This window comes from Halioxenophilus sp. WMMB6 (assembly GCF_033283405.1).
Lineage (GTDB): Bacteria > Pseudomonadota > Gammaproteobacteria > Pseudomonadales > Cellvibrionaceae > Halioxenophilus.
In genome coordinates this window covers 153,876-173,222 of record NZ_JAWMQR010000002.1, presented here as the reverse complement: position 1 = coordinate 173,222, position 19,347 = coordinate 153,876, and the positions used below count along the sequence as shown (strand labels likewise).

The window sequence follows — 19,347 nt, the reverse complement described above, 5'->3', positions numbered from 1 at the left end:
TCAAGTATCGATAGCGTGCGGGTGCGCAATGGCTGGTCGCGAGCGCTTGCGGTTGCGGGATTAGAGGGCGGATTCAGCCTCGGAAACTATGGTCATGCGACTTTTGGTTCTATCCAGAAAGAGCTCTTCGTCAGCAATTACTTCATCGGGCATGGTGTGCGTCGACAGGTAGTTGACCGTGCCTTTAAACAGCGCTTCATCGTTAAACCAGAGCTCGGTGATGACATCGTACTCCGGTTCCAGGCACTGTCCGGTTTCCGGGTTGGGCAGCGGCTCAAGGTAACGGCGCAGGTAACGGTTGAGGCCTTTGATGTATTTTGAGCAGAGCGGGACATGCTGCTGTTCGTAGTAGTCGCGAAACTCGGTGGGGGTAAGGCCGGGTTTGCGTTTCATAAAGAGCAGAATTTTATAAGTTGGCATAGGTGGTTAATCGCTGGTCCTGGCCTGGCCCTTCCGGCTAGGGTCTATCGAAGTTCGTTATTTTATGATGGGCGTTGGGCATAGTAATACCCGCCGGTGGCCAATTTCAAATGGGCAGGCCGTCATCCGGAATGGTGTGCGCTTTTTGTGGGCGAATAGCGTAGCATGGGGCCGTTTTTCTCTGTGGTTACTTAAGTTCTCTTATGCCGTTTGCCCTGCAGCCCAACTCCGCCCTGCGCGAGCCCCTCTACCGCCGTTATTTTATCGCCACCAGCCAGTCGACCCTGGCCACCTGGATGCTGCGCTTTCCACTGGGCTGGATGGCATGGGAACTGACTCACTCCGCCTTTTGGGTGGGGGTGTTCGGTGCCTGTCTGCTGCTGCCAGCCATTGTTTTGGCACCGGTGTTTGGCGTGGTGTCGGATCGAATCAATCCACGCAACGGGTTGCTCTTCACCCTGGGCAGCCATGCCCTGATTGCGGCGCTGACAGCCGTGGGGTTGTTTAACAACTGGTTAGAGCTGTTCGGCCTGCTCAGCAGCGCGCTGATCATCGGCCTCATTACCGCCGCCCACCAGCCGTTGCGGCTGGCGTTTATTCCGCGCCTGGTGACTCGCGAGCGGCTGCCCAGTGCCATCGGTATCTCTGCCATTGTTTACAACACCTCCCGTATTGTTGGGCCGGCCATTGCCGGTGTGATTATCGCCCACAGCTCGGCGGCGGTGGCGATTGCGGTCTCTGCACTACTGTTTTTGGGCGCGGTGACGGCGCTGTTACGGGTGCATCTGTTACCACTGGCCAACGGCGCTGGCGGCCAAGGTGTCTGGGCGCAGATGGTGGAGGGGTTGCGCTTTGCAAAGGGCAACAGTGCCATCCGCCTGATTCTCACCCTGACCATGGTCAACGGCCTGCTGGGGCGCAGTGTGCTGGAGTTGTTGCCGGCCATCACCGGTAAACTGCTGGCCGGTGGCGCTACGCAGTTGGCCTGGTTGACTGGCGCTGCAGGAGCGGGCTCGATTCTGGGTGGCCTGCTGCTCACCCGCCAGAGCGATCAGGAGACGGCGCTGTTGCGCTGGGTGCTGGTCAGCCTGACCGCCTCCAGCCTGATGCTGCTGCCCCTGCGCTGGTTGGTCTCGCCCTGGTTATTAACCTTTATGGTGGGCCTGTTGAGCCTGTCGACCACCATGGCCGGCATTGGCAGCCAGGCGCTGGCGCAGCTGAGTGTGGTGGAACAGTTTCGCGGCCGGGTGATGAGCCTGTGGACCATGATGACCATGGGGGCGCCGGCGGTGGGTGGTTTTCTGTTGGGCGCCCTGGCCGATTTAGTCGGCTTTATCGCCACCCTGGCAGGCCTGGGAGGTGTGGCTCTGTTGGTGGTGCTGCGCTTGTGGTCCAAACGAGCGCTGTTTAGTGAGCTGGGGGTTGCCGAGCACCGCTAGTCGGCCGATGGCCATCAAAGTGAGAAGCGACTCACAGCGGTACAACAGACAGGGCGGCCAGGCCCGCGATTGTTTGTATAGTAGCGCCTGGCCGTTGTCTGCCGAGCGGTTGAGGATTGAGTGGCTGATAGTCGAGCCGCAGATCGTTACTGGGCGCAGCCCCGGCCTACACTTGGTGTTGGCTGGATTTTCTCAGGAGAGCAGACAGTTATGGATGAAGAGTATCAATACCGGGCGCGCCAGGTGCCCCTGGACCGAGCCCGTGAATTTCGCCTGGGTGAGGGGCGTATCAGCGGCTATGCCGCACTTCTGCTTGGCGCCCTCAGCCTGCTTGCCGTGCTGGCCTATCTCTACCCCTCCTACCTAACCACCACCGAATTGCGCCGGGTGTACGACGCCAAAGAGCTGCAACAGGTGCTTAAATACGGTATGTACTTCTCGCTCTTCTTTGGCGTGATGACCTTTCTGCTGGGGCGTTATAAGCGGCTGGGGGCAACCGGTATTGGCCTGACCCTAATCGCCTTTGCCCTGGGCGGCTATACCATCCCGGTAGGCCCGGTTGAAGCCAAGCAGTTGTCGCTGGGGGTGGATTGGTTGGTGCTGGCCCTGCTCGGCTCGGTGGCTATTTTTATGAGCCTGGAGAAGCTCTTCCCGAAGTACAAAAACCAGGTGATTCTGCGCTCTGGTTGGGCTCTGGACTTCGCCTACTTCTGCTTTAACCACCTGATGATCTCGGCGATTTTAATCTACGCCAACTACCACGCTGCCCATTTCCAATGGGCGGTGAGCGAAGGACTGCAGGCGGCGGTACAGGCCATGCCTTTGTGGCTGCAGGTGGTGCTGATTGCCCTGTGCGCCGATTTTGTTCTCTACTGGGAGCACCGCCTCTACCACGAGGTGAAACCCCTCTGGCCAATTCACGCCGTGCACCATTCGGTCGAGCAGCTCGATTGGCTGGCCGGCTCCCGTGGCCACTTTATTCAGGTCTTTTCCGAGCGGGCCATGGTGATGGTGCCGCTCTACCTGCTGGGGGCGGATACCAGCGCGCTTAATATCTATGTCACCTTCGCCGCGCTGCAGGCGGTATTGATCCACTGCAACCTGAAGCTGTCGTTTGGGCCATTGGCGGCCATTTTTGTCACACCGCAGTTTCACCACTGGCACCACAGCTCGGAACGGCCGGCCATCGATACCAACTACGCTGCCCACTTTGTCTTTTTCGATAAGTTGTTTGGCACCTACCATATGCCCAAAGATCTGTGGCCGGCCGATTACGGCACCACCCAGCCCCTGCCCAACAGCTTCTGGGGGCAGCTGCTCTACCCCGTGACGGCGCTGCTGGCCAAGCGGGCAAGTTGATGGGCGGGGGCGTAAACAATAACTGCGTTGACAGCAGAAGTGCTGACCACAACGGCGCTAACAATAAAAAGGAGCACTCATGAGGAGATCGATAGCGATTGCCACCGGCCTGTTGGCGGCGGCCTTAGTGACCCAGGCCCAGGCGGGGCCGGTTTACCAGTGTAAGAACGAGGCCGGTAAAACCGTGTTCCAGGATATGCCCTGCGACGGCGGCCTGCCGCCGGAAGGGTTCGCCGATGCCAAGCTCTCCAGTGACTCTTTGCAAGGCAGTTGGCTGATCACCCAGGTGGGGGGGCTCTCGGCCGACGAGATGGGGGTCGGTGAGGATGTCTGGGAGTTCAACGGCAACCAGTGGACGGTAATCTCCTCCGGCCATCGTTTGAGCCCGGATCCGTTCACGGTGGAGGGCGATGTCATCGACCTGGGCTACAGCAAGATACGGGTGTTGGAGTTCACCGGCTACAGCATGAAGGTCAACACCAGTGGTCTGGTGCAGACCTTGGAGAAGCGCCACTGAGTGGCGGTTTACTCCGCCTCTTCCAGTTGGCTCAGGTCCTCGCCACCAAAGGCGGCGAACAGCTGCTTCAGGAAGCTGGCCAGTTCCAGTGTCATTAAGCTGAAATCGACGTCAAATTGCTGGGCGGCGGTTTCGGGGCTCTCCTGGTCCAGTTTCTCCTGAATGCGATCACCATACACCAGCCGCTTGATCGCCAGGTTTTCATCGACGATACACTCAATGCCGGCACTGGCGATCAGCGCCAGTTTGGCCACATACATCCCCTCCTGCAGGTGGTTGATGATGTTGGCTGCGGTCAGATCCTGGTTTTTACAGCGGATAATGCCGCCGGCCTCGCCCGGGTCGCGCAGTTCGCACTCCTGGCCCAGTTGCAAGCCATCGGCCGGTTGTTGATGCAGCAGCCAGTTGGTCATCACTTGTACTGGAATGTGGCGACAGGTGATCGGCACCACCGGCAGACTGCCGAGCAGTTCGCGCAGGGTAATAAGCAGCTCTTCGGCCTGGTTGGCTGAGGCACTGTTGATGATCAACAACCCCTCGGGGGCCGCCACGTAGGCAAACAGTTTGCTCGATTTAGTGAACGCCCGGGGCAGCATGGTGAGGGTGAGCTCCTCCTTCAGCTGTTGCCGCTCTTTACGGCCGAGCTTGCGCCCCTCTTCCGCCTGCAGCGCCTTAACCTTCTCCTCCAGGGCCTCGTTGACCACCGCCGCCGGCAGCACCTTTTGCTGCTTTTTGCAGCAGAGCATGGTGTAGCCAGCGCTGCTGTGGATCAGTTCGCTGCCCTCATCGCCCAGTGGCGGCACAAAGCCGATACGGGTCAACTCCTGGCTGCCACAGGGGTGGAAGGGCTGTTCGGCCAGCTTCTCCGCCAGCGCTTCGGGTGCGAGGGTAAAGGGTTTGGTAAAGCGATAAACGCGCAGGTTTTTGAACCACATAACCTTAACTATCTTTGGTTGATTAAAAGTTGATCGCCGCCGTGGCGGGCAAGGGGGGCAGGATAATGACCAATTTAGCGCAGCTTGAACAGGGCTAATTCGCAGGCGTGGGAGATGATCGATAATCCTGGCCACACTGTCTTTGTGGCCGCAGTGCCCATCGTGGCCAATGTTTACCCTCCCGGCCGCCTGTGCCAAGATTGGCCCGCAGTAAATTACTGCCGTGGCCTGCCTGCGGCAGACTATGATCATAATTTTGAATCCGGCCGCCAGCTGTTTGGGTCGGAGCTTTTGGAGCAAGCCGCAATGGAAATAGTCTATTGGCATTGGGTGGTGATGGGTGTCGCACTGATTCTCAGTGAGCTGGCGTTGACCACTTTTTTTATTCTCTGGTTTGGTGTCGCCGCGATTATTGTGGGTGGCATTCTACTGCTCTGGCCACAGCTTCCGCTCACCTGGCAGATACTGCTCTGGACGATCCTCTCAGTTATTTTGGCCTTCGCCTGGTTTAAATATTTGAAACCATTATCTGTTGATCGAACCAAAGCGGGGTTATCGCGCGAAGCCATCCTCGGTGAAATTGGCCAGGTTATTTTGCTGCCCAATGCCGAGCGGCGCGGGCGCATGCGTTTTCCAGTGCCTATTTTGGGCGATGACGAGTGGCTGATTATTGTCGATGAGGGCGTTGCCATCGGCGACCGGGTGCGGGTGGTCGATGTGGTTGGCAATGCCTTGGTGGTGGAAAAGGTATAACACCAGTTAGGCGTCGGCAGTGAGCGATCAATAAATTTATTAATTAAAAAAGGGTTAAGCAATGGGCATTGAGAATGCAGGTTTGTATGTGGTGATTGCCATACTGATTTTGGTATTGGTCACCCTGGCCAAGGGGGTGCGGCTGGTGCCGCAAGGTTATAAATGGGTGGTGCAGCGCCTGGGTAAATACCACATGACACTTAACCCGGGTCTGAATATTGTTATCCCCTACATCGACGAGGTGGCCTATAAAGTCACCACTAAAGATATTGTGCTGGATATTCCCTCTCAGGAGGTGATCACCCGCGATAACGCCGTGATCATTGCCAACGCGGTGGCCTACATCAATATCATCTCACCGGAAAAAGCCGTGTACGGTGTAGAGGATTACCGCATCGCCATTCAAACCCTGGTGCAAACCACACTGCGCTCCATTATCGGTGAGATGGATCTGGACGATGCCCTCTCGTCGCGGGACAAAATCAAAGCGCAGCTGAAGAATGCCATTTCAGACGATATCGCCGACTGGGGTATTACCCTGAAAACGGTGGAGATCCAGGATATTAATCCCTCTGGCACCATGCAGGCGGCGATGGAGGAGCAGGCGGCTGCCGAGCGTGCCCGCCGAGCGACGGTGACCCGCGCCGACGGTGACAAACAGGCCGCCATTCTGGATGCGGAAGGGCGCCTGGAAGCCTCCCGGCGCGACGCCGAAGCCCAAGTGGTATTGGCCAAGGCCAGCCAGCAGGCGATTGAGATGGTGACTTCCGCCATCGGTGAGCGGGAGCTACCGGTGGTTTATCTGCTCGGTGAAAAATACGTGAAATCCCTGGGCGAGTTGTCCAAGTCGGCCAACAGTAAAACCGTGGTCTTCCCAGCGGATCTGCCGGCTGCTATTCGCGGCCTGATGAATAAATAAGGGGCTTTACTGCCCGATAAACACTCGCTTATCGGGCGCTTCTCTGCCAATTTTGCCAAGCGCCACAGTGGCAATAAATACCGCGAAAGTTTTCTCGATGGTAAGAGTCATTGGTGGCGGAGGTTGCCCCTGAGGCTGGCTAACTTGATCCCCCCTAACAACTTCGCCTAGACTCGGGCGAACCCCAAATAAAAACCACCCAATAATATAAGAATCTTCCTATGCTCAGTTTATTTGGTCTAGTCGCCGGACTTGTTCTGCTGGTGGTGTTTGCCATTCGTGGTATGCACCTGCTGATTGCGGCCCCCCTGGCTGCTCTGTTAATTGCCGTCACCGGTGGACTGCCGCTGTTTGCGCAGTTGGCTGCTGAAGGGCAAGCCAATTATGTTGGCACCTTTATGGATGGCTTCACCGGCTTTTTTAAAGACTGGTTTTTTATGTTTCTGCTGGGCGCCATTTTCGGTAAAGCCATGGAGAACAGCCATGCCGCCGAAAGTATCGCCAACTGGGTAATCGGTCGTATCGGTATGCAGCATGCAGCACTGGCACTGCTGACTGCCTGTGCCATTCTCACCTACGGTGGCGTCAGCGTTTTTATCGTTGCCTTTTGTGTCTACTCCATGGCGTTGAGTCTGTGGCGGCGAGCCGATCTGCCGCGCCGCTTTATTCCCGCGGTGATCGCTTTTGGCTCGGTCACTTTTACCATGACCTCCGCCGGCTCACCGGAAATTCAAAATTGGATTCCCATTCGTTACCTGGGCACCACCCCCTACGCCGGATGGCCAGTGAGTATTGCAGCGGCGCTGTTTATGGCCGTGGCCGGCTATTTTTGGATGCGCAGGATGATCACCACGGCGGTAGCCCGGGGTGAACGCTTTGAAGAGCGCGAGGGGGATGTGGCCGAGATTGAGCGCACCACCCTACCCAACCCGTTTTTATGCCTGTTGCCATTGGTGGCGGTGCTGGGTGTCTCCTTTTTTTGCCACCAGCTATTTGGTACCGCAGCGCTGATTGTGGCGCTGTTCAGTGGTTTACTGCTCACCTATCTGCTCAATTACCGATTCTTCCGAAGCCTAAGCCAGCCCTTTGCCGAGGGGGCGACCGGGGCGTTGATTGCCACCGCCAATACCTGTGCGGTGGTGGGTTTTGGCACGGTCGCCAAGGCGACGCCGGCCTTTGCCGGCGTGGTGGCCTTTATCACCGATATTCCCGGTGGCGGCCTGATTGGCGCTGCGATTGCCGTGACGGTGATCTGTGCATTAACCGGTTCGGCTTCTGGTGGGCAATCGATAGCGCTGCCGCTGCTGGCACCTATTTATACCGGCGCGGACGTCACGGCCGATCATCGGGTGGACCCGGAGGCATTACACCGGGTGGTCTCCATTGCTTCCGGTGGCTTGGATTCTCTGCCTCACAATGGCTACGTGGTGACTCTGATCCGGGCTATTTGCGGTGAGTCGCATAAAGATGCCTACCTGCCGCTGGCTAAGCTGACGGTAGTGGTACCCTTTGCCGGCTTGGTTTTGGCCCTGATTGCCTTCACGATTTTTTAGCCGCTGTTTTAACGCCCTCCTTCGCAAAACGGGGCGGTTTGCCCAGTGGCAATCGCTCCCGTTGATCTTATGACCCGCATCACTATATTAATAGCCAAGGTTATATCGATAGCTAAAGATGATATCCCGTTGCATCTTCCGGCCACTAAAATAACAAAAAGATCACTTTTAAGGCCGGTGCTTCTACTTGCACAGCAAGCTTGATAACTTCCTTCCGCGTACACACAAGTCGTGGCTTGAAATTCCACGGTCGCCACATTTTTTATCTGCTTGGAAAAGAGTTCGCACCGGAAATATGGTGTTGAATAGCTGCTAAGGAGTCTGTTATGCCAAGAATTCTCTCGCTAGTCGCCCTGCTGCTTATTTCCCAAATCGCCCTGGCGGGTGAACCATTAAACCTTAAAAAAGGAGTGGCGTTGGCGGGCTATGATCCCGTCTCCTATTTTCAACAGGGGCCAATGCCTGGTTCCAAGTCAATAACAACGGTGTACAAAACGGCCACCTACTACTTTACCAATCAAGATAATAAATCCGCTTTTTTAGAGGCGCCTGAAAACTATCTTCCGCAGTATGGCGGTTGGTGTGCTTATGCAATGTTGGAAGGCGAAAAGGTCGATGTAAACCCAAAACGCTATAAAATTGTAGAGGGTAAGCTCTATCTTTTTTACGATAAATTTTGGTTGGATACGCTTAAACATTGGGATCAGTTAACGAAAGAGACGTCCGAGGAGGAACTGATCAATAAAGCCGATAAACAGTGGCAGTTAATGAGCGAGATGGCGGAGTAACTGATTTTTATACGCTGTTGTTAATGATAATTTCGTTATTTTTATAAAAATAAATCGACCGAATATATAAAATAAAATCAACTGTTTAAGCGGGTGGCGAAAAATGTACACCGGCGGGTAGAAAAAATGTTATGGGATGGTTCTGTTTTTGACATCACTATTTGAACGTAAGTGCTTGATAAAAAATTTCAAACAACACTGCGTTTAGGAGTAGGTCATGAATATGGAAACCTTTCACCCGATTGCCCGTTGTCTTAAAAAAAACGCCGCTAGAATTAAAACCCTAACCATTGCCGCCGGTATGGCCGGAGCCACGGCAATGCTCAGTGGCTGCCTGATTACCTCACCATTTTGGGTGCAGACTTTCGACAGTACCAGCGCCCTGATTCCTATTCAAACCTGGGTTACCTCCAGTACACAGCCGGTAAAATTTGAGTGTTCCCAGGCCTATCACGCAGGTACCTATCCGCCCTATGGTGGCGAGACCTGGGTAAGCCTGGGAAGCGTAATGCCCTCCACTATGCCCAACTATGATACCAATGGTTTGGCCATGTATGGTGCTTCGTTAAAACGGAGTCTGCCCGCCAGTTGTTGGCATCAAGATGGCGCCTACGATACCCCCACCTATTTCGCTGCAATTCGCGCTTACCAAGGCAATAGTGAATCGCCCAATTATTTCGACAGCTTTGACCTGGCTGGCCTGGAGTGCCTTGGCCACAATGTCGGCCTGTTGGGCTCCTGGACAGGTTGGATAGGCAAGGGTTGTGAGAAAACCTATTCCGGCAGTAGCACCCCGGTGCCCTACGTAAAAATTAAGGTGGAACTTTAATAGAGAATAAACTTAATAATTACACTCCCGGCACGGCTATTAACTGTGCCGGGAGTTACTGTTTTGGGTTGTTTCGATTGTGAGTGTAAAAAAGGTGAGTGTAAAAAAAGGTGTGCGCTCAAAAGACAATTGATAAATGGTTGATTATCAGCTGTCGATAACCTGTTGCGGGTAATCGACAAAAATTAACCGGATTGTTTGCTGCTGGGCTCACTTCTCGGGCCGGTGCTCTCAATTCGATTGCGGCCGTTGCTTTTGGCGAGATAGAGCATTTTATCGGCGGTATCAAACAGCTTGGTGGGCGACAACAACTCTGACGGTACCTGGCTGCTGACCCCGGCACTGATGGTAACTACACCGGCAGAGGCGGAGCCGGCGTGGGGAATCTGTAACGCCTCAATGGCGTGCCGGCACTTTTCCGCCAGCACCAGGGCCGATTTACGGTCGCTATCCGGCAGCATCAAAACAAACTCCTCACCGCCGTAACGGGCCAGTAGGTCGGATGAGCGCCGAGTGATCCCTTTTAATGTCTCCGCCACTTTAATCAAACACTGGTCCCCGGCAACGTGACCATAAACGTCGTTGTACTGTTTAAAGTGGTCGACATCGATAATGATCAGTGAGACGGGTAGCTGGTTGCGTTGTGCCCGGGCCCACTCGGCCTCCATGGATTGATCGTACAAGCGGCGATTGGCCACGCCGGTGAGGGCATCGTGAAAGGAGAGTGATTCCAACTGCTTGTTAAGATGCATTAATACATCTTCCATTTTCTTGCGTTCGGAAATATCAAAAATAAAGCCGACCAGGGCGGTGGTGACCCCTTCACTGCGCAGTACATGCACGACATCCCGCACCCAGACATAACCACCATCGGCGGTTAGCGCGCGGTAGTCTGCTTCGTGGTCTATGCCGTGTTCCGATTGGGAAATACAGAGATTGGCGGTTTGCTCGCGCTCTTCCGGGTGAATGCGGTCGATCCAGTCCTGGGCGGTTTGCCAGCTGTCCTGCTGCCAGCCGAGCAACTTTTCAATTTGTGGGCCTATGTATTCAAATTGTTTGGTAACCCAGTTGAGTTTCCAGGGGATGGCTTTGGTGGATTCAAGGAGTATTTTGTAGGGGTTATCCTGGTCGTTACGGCTAGCGGCGTCTTCTGCCATGCAATCGATTCCTGTCGGGGCTGTTTTTGTTATCGAACTGTATTAACAGCGTATCTGAGCTGTGTGGCTTGGTGGTATTACCGCTGGGGAGTTTATTTCATGGCGCGCCCAAATCCAATATCAGGCCCCAGCTGTTGTGTGGTTCGGGTACCGCCCAATCGGTGTAGCGCACATAATCGTGGCCAGCGTAGGCTTCGGCCAGTGTGCGAAACGTTGGCCGGCCGGGGTCGGCAATGACCATACGCTCAATATCGGCGTCGATGGCCCGTTCAATAAATTCCCCAAGCGCCTGCGTCAGGCTCTCCCAAAAGCAGATATCCGAGCCGATAACTAGATCAAACCCAGCCAACTGTTCGGTGGTCACGGCTTCGGTACCCATCTGTACCGTATCCACCTGTACCTGATTCAGTAGCGCGTGGTGTTCCAAAAAAGGGAAGACCGATTCATCGGCGTCAAGTGCCACCACCTCACAGCCGTACTGCTTCGCACAGAAAATGCCGGCCAACCCCCAGCCACAACCAATTTCCAGTATCCGGCTGCCGGGTTCGGGAGGGAACTCCTGCAGGTAGTCGATTAAGACACTGGCTGCCTGCCAAAATTTATTACCGTGCAGTGTGGTATTTGCTGTTTGCCGTTTTAACCGGCGAATATCCGGGTGGCTGTTTTTCAAAAGTGTCAGGCCAAAGGCCTCGCGGATGTGTTGGTCATTGCTCATAGAGAGGTGTGCTGCTTTTTAAAATGGTGGTGGTTAATGCGGTACCGTTAATAGCGCTTATCACTCTGCTGGTGGCGAGCGCTTGCTCGTCGGCTGGGGAGTGTGTGGCTGGCCGACCAGCTCGGCGAGTTCAGGTGCGACCCTTGCCAGGAATTGATCCACCATCTGTGTGTAGCTCAGATCAACGCCAATATCCAAACCGACCTGTTGGTAAGTCTTGGCCACCGGCACAACCTGAACCTGGGCTCCCACCGCCTGGGCGGCTTGGGCAAAACTCTGTGCCTGGTCGCAGGCATTGGGCCGCAGATTGGAGCAGACCGCGAGCAGTGGCGCCATGGCGCTGGTAACAAAATTGGAGGCTGAGGCGTCATACCAAACTTTAGGGATGGTGCCAAAAGCGGCATCAAAGAAGGGGGCGTGGCGGCGCAGGCGCATTACCCGGTAGATATCGAAGGCACCGTTATCCAGTGAGATGGTGCCTGCAATGGGTGATGGGCGTGCTACCAGATCGGCGCGGCTGGCCAGTAGCGAAACCAGGTGTGCTCCTGCCGAGTGGCCCAGGAGTACAATCCGCTCGCCATCGCCGCCCCACTCGCTTGCGTGCTGGCGAACAAATGCCAGGGCGCTGGCGATATCCTGCACTTGGTCGAGCGGATTAACTTCGGGCATCAGGCGGTAGTTCACCGAAACAAAAATCAGTTTCTCCCCCACCCAATAATCGCTTTTGGCTTGGGCAAAACCGTCACCGGCCTTATCGCCGTGGTACCAGGCTCCGCCGTGCACAGCCAGGATAACAATGGCGTCGTGACTCTCTGCCGTGTAGTAGGCGTCCAGCTTTTGCAGGGGGTGGCTGCCGTAGGCGATCTCTTGGTCGATGATTATCTCACCATGGGCGTGGTTAGTGCCGAGGCTTATCAGCAACAGGGTCAGTTGGCAGAGGCCATAGCAGGCAGCCAGGTAAGTGCGGCGGGGTTGCGGCCAATACAGCACAAAGGTCTCCAGCTCGATTTCTGGTCGGCGGAATATTTTGGCATTGGTTGTGACCGGGTACCAGCCTTGATTCAACGCTGTTGCCGGTGAGCATGAGTTTGTGAAAGCTGCTGAACCGGGAGCTTTGGCTGAGTGGGACAACAGTTACCGGGATCTTGTGGGCAAGGTTAAACCAAATTTGTCCCAGACGAGGTGTTAACGGGCCATCAATGCGTTGGCCACCTCGGTGGCGCGGGCCACCAGCTGAGCTTCATCCAAATAAGGGAATTCGCCGTTCTGCCAAACAATACGGCCGTTAATAACGGTCAGATCCACCGGGCCGTTGATGCCCACCTTAACCGGCAACGCCATTGGGTCGTGCAGCGTGGCGGCGTACTCCAGGCGGTCGCAGTTGATGGCGAAGAAGTCGCCACACAGCCCCTCCTTCAGTTGACCGAGGTCCGGCCGGTTCAAGCAGGCGGCCGAGCCTCGTGTGGCCATGGTCAGATACTCGCGGGCTTCGGCAATAGGGTAGCTTAACTCCTTGGCTTTTAAACACTGCAGCAGATAGGCACTGCGCAGGCATTCGGCCAGATTGGAGTTGTCGTTAGAGGCGGCGCCATCCACACCCAGACCCAGGCGTAACCCTTGACGTTGCATGTAGGAGACATTGGTAATTTCGGCACCCACCAAAAATACTGGTGCCGGGCAGTGGCTGATACCGGTATTGCTGGAGGCCAATTGCTCGATCTCGGGCTCGCTGAATTCCCAGCCGTGGGCATACCAACAGGTGGGGCCGAAGAAGTCCTGCTTGATACACCAGTCGATGCTCGACAAACCGGAGCGTGCCTGCAGCGCCGCCTTTTCGCCTTCGCCTAAATGGGTGTGCATGCTCACGTCGTGGGCGCGAGCCAATGCCGCCGCTTCGCGAAAGGTCTCGGGGTAGCAGTTGATGGGTTGGCAGGGAGCAACCACCACCTGCCGCATGGAGCCCCAACGCGGATCATGGTAGCGGCCAATCAAGCGTTCACAGTCGTCGATAAACTGGTCGGTGGTTTCGCACATTAAATCGGGAATGGTGCTGCCTTCGTGCATGGGCAGGGTGTTGGTGCCGCGCCCGGCGTGCAGGCGAATACCAAACAGTTGCGCGGCTTCGAATTGCCGGTCGATCACCCGGCTGCCAGCATTTTTGCTGTAGTTGTATTGATGGTCGAAAGCGGTGGTACAGCCCGATTTAATCAATTCCGCCAGGGCGATTATGGTTGCCTGGTAGATACACTCCTCATCCATTTTGGCAAAAATGGGGTAGATGCTCTGCAGCCACTGAAGCAGCGACAACTGGCTCCAGTCGAGATCCACCCGGTTGCGCACCAGCGATTGAAAAAAGTGGTGGTGGGTGTTAATCAACCCGGGGTAGACCAGCAACTGGCGGCCATCGATTAATGTATCCTCCGGATGGCCAATAATATTGTTGCCAATGGCTTTGATGATGCCGTTTTCAATAAGCAGGTCGACATCGTGCAGCACGCGATTGTGATCGTCGCAGGTGACCAGGCTGTGAATATTTTTGACCAGCATGACTATTTTTCCTCGGGCAGACTCCAGGGAAACAGCAGTTTTTGCAACACAGTGACGGTAAAAAACAGTGCCAGGCTCAGACACAACAGAATTACCAAGCCGGCAAAGGCGTTGGGGATGGCAAAAAAGGAGGTGGAAAACTGAATAAAGTAACCCAGGCCGTTCTCCGCCGCCACGAACTCCGCCACCACAGTGCCGACAATGGCCAGAGTAATGGCAATGCGCAGGCCGCTGAAAATATAGGGGATGGAGTGCGGCAGCCGTATTTGGGTAAATTCCCGATAACGCGGGGCACCAATGGTGCGCGACAGTTCAATCAGCTCCTCTGGGGTATTGAGCATGCCGGTAGTGGCGGAGACCACAATCGGGAAAAAGGTAATCAAAAATGTGATGACTACCCGCGGCAGATCACCAGTGCCCAAGGTGACAATCAGCAGCGGGGCGATGGCGACAATGGGGGTGGATTGAATCACCACCAGCAATGGATAGAGGGCGTTGCGCAACCAGGAGGAGGCGGTCATCAGTGCCGCCAGTGGCAGGCTGATAACAATCGCCGCACCAAAACCCAACAGGCAGATGCGCAGCGTCACCCACAGGTTCTCCAGCCAGCGTGCGCCACCGACATCGACGATGGCGGCATAAATCTGAGTCGGTGCCGGCAGTATGTAATCGGGTATTGCAAACAGGCTGCAGGCGGCCTGCCAGACCACCAGTAACACCACCAATGCGAGCAGAGCGGGGAGTTGTTGTCGGTTCATCAGTGAGCTCCAGCCGCAGCTTGTGCCGGTGTTTGGTAGAAGTAATGGCGAATCAGATCGCAGTAGTGGGTGAAGCTCGGGTCGTTAAGGGTTTCGATGTTGCGTTCGGAGGGCAGGTTGATGTCGATCTCATCAACAATACGGGCGGGCCCGGCATCAAGCACAATGACTTTATCCGAGAGCAAAACCGCTTCCGGGATTGAGTGGGTAATAAACAGAGTGGTTTTATTGCTGTTGCTGAGCAGTGCCTGTAGTTCAAAACCCAACCGTTCACGGGTCATGGCATCCAGGGCAGAAAAAGGCTCATCCATGAGCAAAATGTCACTGTTGGAGATCAGTGCTCGGGCAATGGCGACACGCTGTTGCATGCCGCCAGAGAGTGCTTGCGGCCGTTTATCAGCGTGTTCAGCCAGGCCGATCATGGAGAGCAGGTAGCGGGCCTCGCTAGTCTGCTCTTCGCTCACTTTGCCGTGGCGGTGTTTGATGGGAAACAGAATATTCTCGAGGGTGGTTAGCCAGGGTAATAAATTGGGCTTCTGAAAAACCAGTGACGCCCGATTGTGGGGTTTGGTAATGGCTTCATTGGCGATAGTTACCGAACCGCTAGTGGGTTTGAGTAAACCACTGATGATTTTGAGCAGCGTTGACTTGCCACAGCCCGAAGGGCCAACCACGGAGACAAAATTGCCTGTAGGTATGGTGAGCGAAAGATTGTCAAAGACCGACTGAATAGTGCCGTCGGCACGGGTAAATTGTTGGCTAATAGTGTTAAGAGAGATCATCGTTAAAAAGCTGTTGATTAATTAGTAGGTAAAAATTCGGCAGTGACGGCAGTGGTGAGATCCAAGCTTTCCGGAATCAATTTCTGCGCTTGGGCGACGGAGTGCCAGGTGTTGGCCAAGCGGGCGGGCGTAAAGATGCCAACGCCTTCCTGAGCGCTGATCTCGTTGTCGGATAATTTATTAAATTCCACTATGGCGGTGTAGGCGACCTCTGTACTGACTTCGGGTACCAGGGCGTGAACATCTTGCGCTGCTTTTTGCGGCTGCTGGTTAACAAACTGTAGTGCTTTCAGGTAGGCCCGCACAAAGCGTTTAGCCACCTCTGGCCGTTGTTTTAAAAAGCGGTTACCCGCCACCAGAGAGATACCGTAAATATCCATGCCCGCATCCGACCAGGCGAGTAGCCGCAGGCTTTTACCGGCCTGCTGCAATTGATAGTCGTAGCGTTCGCGATCGGTGCTCCAGGCAATAATGGCGTCGGTGCGACCGGTGGCCAGCATTGGACCCAAGGCGCCCGGGTCGCTGTAGATCAGCTGCAGGTCATCCTCTTTTAGCTGATTAACCTGCAAAACGATGGGTAAAAATATATTGGAGGAGGTAAATGGCGAGGTGGCCACCTTTTTACCTTTCAGGTCTGCCACGCTCTTAATATCGCTGTCGCTGACGGTCATAAAGGCGTGGGGGCCTTTATTAAAAATCGACGCCACGGCGGTAACCGGTATTTTGTGTTGCGCCTGTGCCGACAGCAGCGCTCCCAATCCGGCGGAGCCGATATCGGCGCGGCCGGTGGCCAATTTGGTCAGGGCGTCAGTACTGCCTTTACCGGAGGAGATGGTCACCTCCAGCCCTTCGGCGGTAAAAAAGCCCTCCTGCAGGCCGGCGTAAATGGGGGCTTTATCGCCACCAGGTAACCAATCGAGTTGGAACACTACTTTATCCAAGGCGAAACAGTTATTACCGAGTAGTGCAGACAGGGTTAAGGTAAAAAACCAGGTGCTTAATTTTCTCATACTGAAGTGCTCAATAGGCTGTGCCGTGAGTGGCTTGTATTTTTTGTAGAATATGTTCGCCAGCGCGAATGGGTTGATAACGGTTGGGGCGATCCGGGGTGATGCAGCTGGCCAGGGTCTCAATCATAGCCTGCTCATCCGGGTCGATAAACATGGCGATGGAGAAGCGCTCCCGGCCTTCTGTTTGCGGGCGCACGCGGTGCGGCGTGGAGCGAAACAGATCGTTGGTCCAGCGATACATTAAATCGCCGGTATTGATAATAATTCGATCGGTGTAAGCCGGTGCCGATAACCAATTGCCGTCTTTATCGCACACCTCCAGCCCTTCAACCCCATCCTGGAAGAGTAAGGTGATCATGCCGTAGTCGGTGTGGGCGCCGGCGCCCAGCTGTTCATCATTGACCTGGTTGGCGTCAAAGCTTGGGTAGTGCAGCAGGCGCAGGGTGACGTTATTGCGCTCGGCGTGACGTTGGATGAAGAAGTCGTTGTCTGTCTTCAACACTGCGGCAAACACCCGCATCAACTTTTGTGCGGCTTTAAAGACCTCATCGTAAAAGTAAAGGATGAGGTCGCGAAACTCCTGTGAAGGCCAGCGGCTGGGGTCATCAAAGTAGCGCTCGACGTTGCGCATGGTAAAGGTCTCTTTGATGTCGGCGGGCTTGGTTGGGTCCAGGTGTTCCATTAGCATTGCCTGGTAACCAAAGTTTTCCGAGGCGGTACGATAGCCAACTTGATGCTTATCGGCTTCGGCTTGCCCAAAAAAGTCGCGGCTTAGGGCGAAAATGCGATCGCGCAGCTCCTGTGTGATACCAATATTGGAGACGGTCATAAAGCCGCTGCTGGTCAACGCTGCATAGACCTGATCGCCCAGTGCTTTAAGCGTGGCAGGCTGGCTTTCGTCGTAGCTGCTGAAATCGATATTGGTAATTTCCACAAATTCTCCTCAATCCAGGCATTGTTCCCCTGGTTGTTGCGGCTCACGTTTTCGTTACGCGTTTCTGCCAGCAAAAACCTGGCCAATTGGCCAGATATAATATTTTTCCCTCTTGTCGGGCTATATAACTAAGTGTGGGGTTGTTTACCAAATACTTATGTTTATGACGCCACCTGATATTGATGACAGGTGTGGGAGATTGTCGTGCGTAAATCGTATAAGTAGCCAAACTGTGCATATTTATGGAACATTTAGCCTGTTTTTGGCTTTGCTTGATCACGTCTTTTGTGAGTCAATAATGACGCTATCGGTGTAATGGATAATCGACTCTGGTAGCTGGCATATATGTTGCGGTGCAACTCCAAACTCAAATTGTCCGATTGGTCAGGAAAATTGAACAACTACCGCTTAGAACTGGTTGGCTTATCGAAGAGCTTTGCCGAGAAAAGAGCTAACGAGGCGGTTAGCCTTAATATCGCAGCCGGCGAGATTCACGCCTTGGTAGGCGAGAACGGTGCGGGTAAAAGTACCCTGATGGGGATGATCTATGGCTTGCTGAAGCCCGACGCCGGCAGCATCGTCTGGGAGGGGCGCGAGCAGTCCATTAAAAACCCAGAGCATGCACGAAAATTGGGCATTGGCATCGTAATGCAGCATTTTGCCCTATTTGAGAGCATGAGTGTGCTGGAGAATTTATACCTGCATACCAGTCTTACGCGCACTATCAGTCGGGCGGCACTGGCGGAGCAAGCCCGCCGAGTGGCGGCGGAGTTTGGCTTCGAGCTCGACCTGGAGGCCGTGGTGTCGCACCTGAGTGTGGGTGAGCAGCAGCGTATTGAGATACTGCGTTGTCTGTTACAGGAGCAGTTGAAGTTGCTGATTCTGGATGAGCCCACCGCGGTGCTCAGTCCCGATGAGACCGACGCCTTACTGCAATCCCTCAAAAAGCTGGCGGCGCAGGGCACCAGTATCATCTATATCAGCCATAAGTTAAAAGAGATCACCGCCCTGGCCGACCGTGCCACCGTATTGCGCCAAGGGCGGGTGGTGGCGGAGGTGATTCCGTCTGAGGTGAGCGAAGAGACCATTGCCAGGTTGATGATGGGTGGTGAATTGGCCGAAAAGCCGAACCAGCACTCGGCTGCGGGCCAGGGTCATTGTGTCTTACAGCTCAAGCAGGCCAGCAGCACCCGCCACTATCGCGATGCCGATCGATTAAAAACGGTGGATTTGTCGGTCTATTCCGGCCAGGTGCTAGGCGTGGCGGGTATTGCCGGCAATGGACAGAATGCCCTGGTCGACGCTATCAGCGGTGAGTCGCAGTTGCAAAGTGGTGAGGTTCATTTTGCCGGTACTGATATCAGCAAAAAAAGTTTGGCCTGGCGCTACGCGCGGGGTATTTCGGCGGTCGCCTCCGAGCGACTGACCCGATCGGTCTCCATCGGCCAAACTCTGACCGAGAACTATTATTTAAAAGCCCGCCTGGCGCGCCCGGGGCAGTGGGTACAGTGGCGGGCCATGCGCGCGCAAACCGAACAGGTTATCGCACAATTTGAGGTGTCCTGCAGTGGTGCCAATGCGATTGCCGGGTCGCTCTCCGGCGGTAATCTGCAAAAATTTATTATGGGCCGGGAGCTGGCCATGCAACCCAAGTTGTTGGTTTGCCACAGTCCCACTTGGGGGGTGGATATCCACTCGGCGCGGCTGATTCGCAGCCGTTTGCAGCAACTCGCCAAGAGGGGCGCGGCGGTGGTGGTGATCTCGGAGGATCTCGACGAACTGTTGGAGGTGGCCGACACCCTGGCGGTACTGTTTGAAGGGCAGCTGAGCCAGGTGCGCCCGGTGGCCCAGTGGAGTGTTGCGGAGGTGGGACACTGGATGGCGGGCCTGCACGATAGTGCTCCGGTGGAGGCAGCGGGCTGATGATGGTTA

At 55.1% G+C, this 19,347-nt stretch carries 19 protein-coding genes; 9 read left to right on the top strand and 10 right to left on the bottom strand.

Features of this window, described 5'->3' with window-relative positions; genetic code table 11:
• Positions 1-60: 60 nt before the first annotated feature.
• Positions 61-420, bottom strand: a complete 360-nt coding sequence (locus SBL51_RS06545) for an EthD domain-containing protein (RefSeq protein WP_317930096.1) — start codon at positions 418-420, stop codon at positions 61-63.
• Positions 421-623: 203 nt separating this feature from the next.
• Here SBL51_RS06545 and SBL51_RS06540 point away from each other — a divergent pair, with 203 nt between their 5' ends.
• From SBL51_RS06540 to SBL51_RS06530, 3 genes are all read left to right on the top strand, one after another.
• Complete coding sequence (locus tag SBL51_RS06540; RefSeq protein ID WP_317930095.1) at positions 624-1,859, top strand: MFS transporter; 1,236 nt, start codon at positions 624-626, stop codon at positions 1,857-1,859.
• A 210-nt stretch (positions 1,860-2,069) separates the two neighbouring features.
• Complete coding sequence (locus SBL51_RS06535; RefSeq protein ID WP_317930094.1) at positions 2,070-3,218, top strand: sterol desaturase family protein; 1,149 nt, start codon at positions 2,070-2,072, stop codon at positions 3,216-3,218.
• Positions 3,219-3,297: 79 nt separating this feature from the next.
• Complete coding sequence (locus SBL51_RS06530; RefSeq protein WP_317930093.1) at positions 3,298-3,735, top strand: DUF4124 domain-containing protein; 438 nt, start codon at positions 3,298-3,300, stop codon at positions 3,733-3,735.
• An 8-nt stretch (positions 3,736-3,743) separates the two neighbouring features.
• Here the strand turns inward: SBL51_RS06530 and rdgC are convergent, their stop codons facing one another.
• On the bottom strand, positions 3,744-4,670 hold the full coding sequence (gene rdgC / locus SBL51_RS06525; RefSeq protein WP_317930092.1) for a recombination-associated protein RdgC: 927 nt from the start codon (positions 4,668-4,670) through the stop codon (positions 3,744-3,746).
• Between the two features lie 114 nt (positions 4,671-4,784).
• On the opposite strand from rdgC, the gene SBL51_RS06520 reads away from it, so the two are divergent.
• From SBL51_RS06520 to SBL51_RS06500, 5 genes are all read left to right on the top strand, one after another.
• Positions 4,785-5,423 carry an NfeD family protein gene (locus SBL51_RS06520; protein ID WP_317930091.1) on the top strand — a complete coding sequence of 213 codons (639 nt, stop codon included), beginning with the start codon at positions 4,785-4,787 and terminating at the stop codon, positions 5,421-5,423.
• A gap of 61 nt (positions 5,424-5,484) precedes the next feature.
• Positions 5,485-6,342 (top strand): stomatin-like protein, encoded by an 858-nt coding sequence (locus SBL51_RS06515; RefSeq protein WP_317930090.1) that lies wholly within the window; start codon positions 5,485-5,487, stop codon positions 6,340-6,342.
• Positions 6,343-6,563: 221 nt separating this feature from the next.
• Positions 6,564-7,895, top strand: a complete 1,332-nt coding sequence (locus SBL51_RS06510) for a GntP family permease (protein ID WP_317930089.1) — start codon at positions 6,564-6,566, stop codon at positions 7,893-7,895.
• Positions 7,896-8,221: 326 nt separating this feature from the next.
• The gene (locus tag SBL51_RS06505; protein ID WP_317930088.1) at positions 8,222-8,683 is read left to right on the top strand and encodes a YHS domain-containing (seleno)protein; all 462 of its coding nucleotides are present in this window, start codon (positions 8,222-8,224) and stop codon (positions 8,681-8,683) included.
• Positions 8,684-8,900: 217 nt separating this feature from the next.
• The gene (locus SBL51_RS06500) at positions 8,901-9,512 is read left to right on the top strand and encodes a hypothetical protein (RefSeq protein WP_317930087.1); all 612 of its coding nucleotides are present in this window, start codon (positions 8,901-8,903) and stop codon (positions 9,510-9,512) included.
• 185 nt (positions 9,513-9,697) lie between these two features.
• On the opposite strand, the gene SBL51_RS06495 is transcribed toward SBL51_RS06500, so the two are convergent.
• The 8 genes from SBL51_RS06495 to SBL51_RS06460 form a co-directional block, all read right to left on the bottom strand.
• Entirely contained in the window at positions 9,698-10,669 is a 972-nt protein-coding gene (locus SBL51_RS06495) for a sensor domain-containing diguanylate cyclase (RefSeq protein WP_317930086.1), read from the bottom strand.
• A gap of 97 nt (positions 10,670-10,766) precedes the next feature.
• Positions 10,767-11,384: a class I SAM-dependent methyltransferase gene (locus SBL51_RS06490; RefSeq protein ID WP_317930085.1), complete on the bottom strand. Its 618-nt coding sequence runs from the start codon at positions 11,382-11,384 to the stop codon at positions 10,767-10,769.
• A gap of 60 nt (positions 11,385-11,444) precedes the next feature.
• Positions 11,445-12,449 (bottom strand): alpha/beta hydrolase, encoded by a 1,005-nt coding sequence (locus SBL51_RS06485; protein WP_317930084.1) that lies wholly within the window; start codon positions 12,447-12,449, stop codon positions 11,445-11,447.
• Positions 12,450-12,569: 120 nt separating this feature from the next.
• Positions 12,570-13,931, bottom strand: a complete 1,362-nt coding sequence (locus SBL51_RS06480) for an amidohydrolase (protein ID WP_317930083.1) — start codon at positions 13,929-13,931, stop codon at positions 12,570-12,572.
• A gap of 2 nt (positions 13,932-13,933) precedes the next feature.
• Complete coding sequence (locus tag SBL51_RS06475) at positions 13,934-14,689, bottom strand: ABC transporter permease (protein ID WP_317930082.1); 756 nt, start codon at positions 14,687-14,689, stop codon at positions 13,934-13,936.
• Positions 14,689-15,471, bottom strand: a complete 783-nt coding sequence (locus SBL51_RS06470) for an ABC transporter ATP-binding protein (protein WP_317930081.1) — start codon at positions 15,469-15,471, stop codon at positions 14,689-14,691. The genes SBL51_RS06475 and SBL51_RS06470 overlap by 1 nt, the downstream gene beginning before the upstream one ends.
• Positions 15,472-15,488: 17 nt before the next feature.
• Positions 15,489-16,481, bottom strand: a complete 993-nt coding sequence (locus SBL51_RS06465) for an ABC transporter substrate-binding protein (RefSeq protein WP_317930080.1) — start codon at positions 16,479-16,481, stop codon at positions 15,489-15,491.
• Between the two features lie 10 nt (positions 16,482-16,491).
• Positions 16,492-17,415: an isopenicillin N synthase family dioxygenase gene (locus SBL51_RS06460; protein ID WP_317930079.1), complete on the bottom strand. Its 924-nt coding sequence runs from the start codon at positions 17,413-17,415 to the stop codon at positions 16,492-16,494.
• Positions 17,416-17,808: 393 nt separating this feature from the next.
• On the opposite strand from SBL51_RS06460, the gene SBL51_RS06455 reads away from it, so the two are divergent.
• A complete protein-coding gene (locus SBL51_RS06455) occupies positions 17,809-19,338 on the top strand; it encodes an ABC transporter ATP-binding protein (RefSeq protein ID WP_317930078.1) in 1,530 nt (509 codons plus the stop codon).
• Positions 19,339-19,347 lie beyond the last annotated feature (9 nt).

Excerpts from the sequence above, each read along its gene's own strand:
- SBL51_RS06495 (WP_317930086.1), bottom strand. The coding sequence starts at position 10,669 with ATGGCAGAAGACGCCGCTAGCCGTAACGACCAGGATAACCCCTACAAA.
- SBL51_RS06500 (WP_317930087.1), top strand. The coding sequence starts at position 8,901 with ATGAATATGGAAACCTTTCACCCGATTGCCCGTTGTCTTAAAAAAAAC.
- SBL51_RS06490 (WP_317930085.1), bottom strand. The coding sequence starts at position 11,384 with ATGAGCAATGACCAACACATCCGCGAGGCCTTTGGCCTGACACTTTTG.
- rdgC (WP_317930092.1), bottom strand. The coding sequence starts at position 4,670 with ATGTGGTTCAAAAACCTGCGCGTTTATCGCTTTACCAAACCCTTTACC.
- SBL51_RS06520 (WP_317930091.1), top strand. The coding sequence starts at position 4,785 with ATGATCGATAATCCTGGCCACACTGTCTTTGTGGCCGCAGTGCCCATC.
- SBL51_RS06540 (WP_317930095.1), top strand. The coding sequence starts at position 624 with ATGCCGTTTGCCCTGCAGCCCAACTCCGCCCTGCGCGAGCCCCTCTAC.
- SBL51_RS06480 (WP_317930083.1), bottom strand. The coding sequence starts at position 13,931 with ATGCTGGTCAAAAATATTCACAGCCTGGTCACCTGCGACGATCACAAT.
- SBL51_RS06530 (WP_317930093.1), top strand. The coding sequence starts at position 3,298 with ATGAGGAGATCGATAGCGATTGCCACCGGCCTGTTGGCGGCGGCCTTA.
- SBL51_RS06515 (WP_317930090.1), top strand. The coding sequence starts at position 5,485 with ATGGGCATTGAGAATGCAGGTTTGTATGTGGTGATTGCCATACTGATT.
- SBL51_RS06475 (WP_317930082.1), bottom strand. The coding sequence starts at position 14,689 with ATGAACCGACAACAACTCCCCGCTCTGCTCGCATTGGTGGTGTTACTG.
- SBL51_RS06470 (WP_317930081.1), bottom strand. The coding sequence starts at position 15,471 with ATGATCTCTCTTAACACTATTAGCCAACAATTTACCCGTGCCGACGGC.
- SBL51_RS06535 (WP_317930094.1), top strand. The coding sequence starts at position 2,070 with ATGGATGAAGAGTATCAATACCGGGCGCGCCAGGTGCCCCTGGACCGA.
- SBL51_RS06510 (WP_317930089.1), top strand. The coding sequence starts at position 6,564 with ATGCTCAGTTTATTTGGTCTAGTCGCCGGACTTGTTCTGCTGGTGGTG.
- SBL51_RS06505 (WP_317930088.1), top strand. The coding sequence starts at position 8,222 with ATGCCAAGAATTCTCTCGCTAGTCGCCCTGCTGCTTATTTCCCAAATC.
- SBL51_RS06545 (WP_317930096.1), bottom strand. The coding sequence starts at position 420 with ATGCCAACTTATAAAATTCTGCTCTTTATGAAACGCAAACCCGGCCTT.
- SBL51_RS06465 (WP_317930080.1), bottom strand. The coding sequence starts at position 16,481 with ATGAGAAAATTAAGCACCTGGTTTTTTACCTTAACCCTGTCTGCACTA.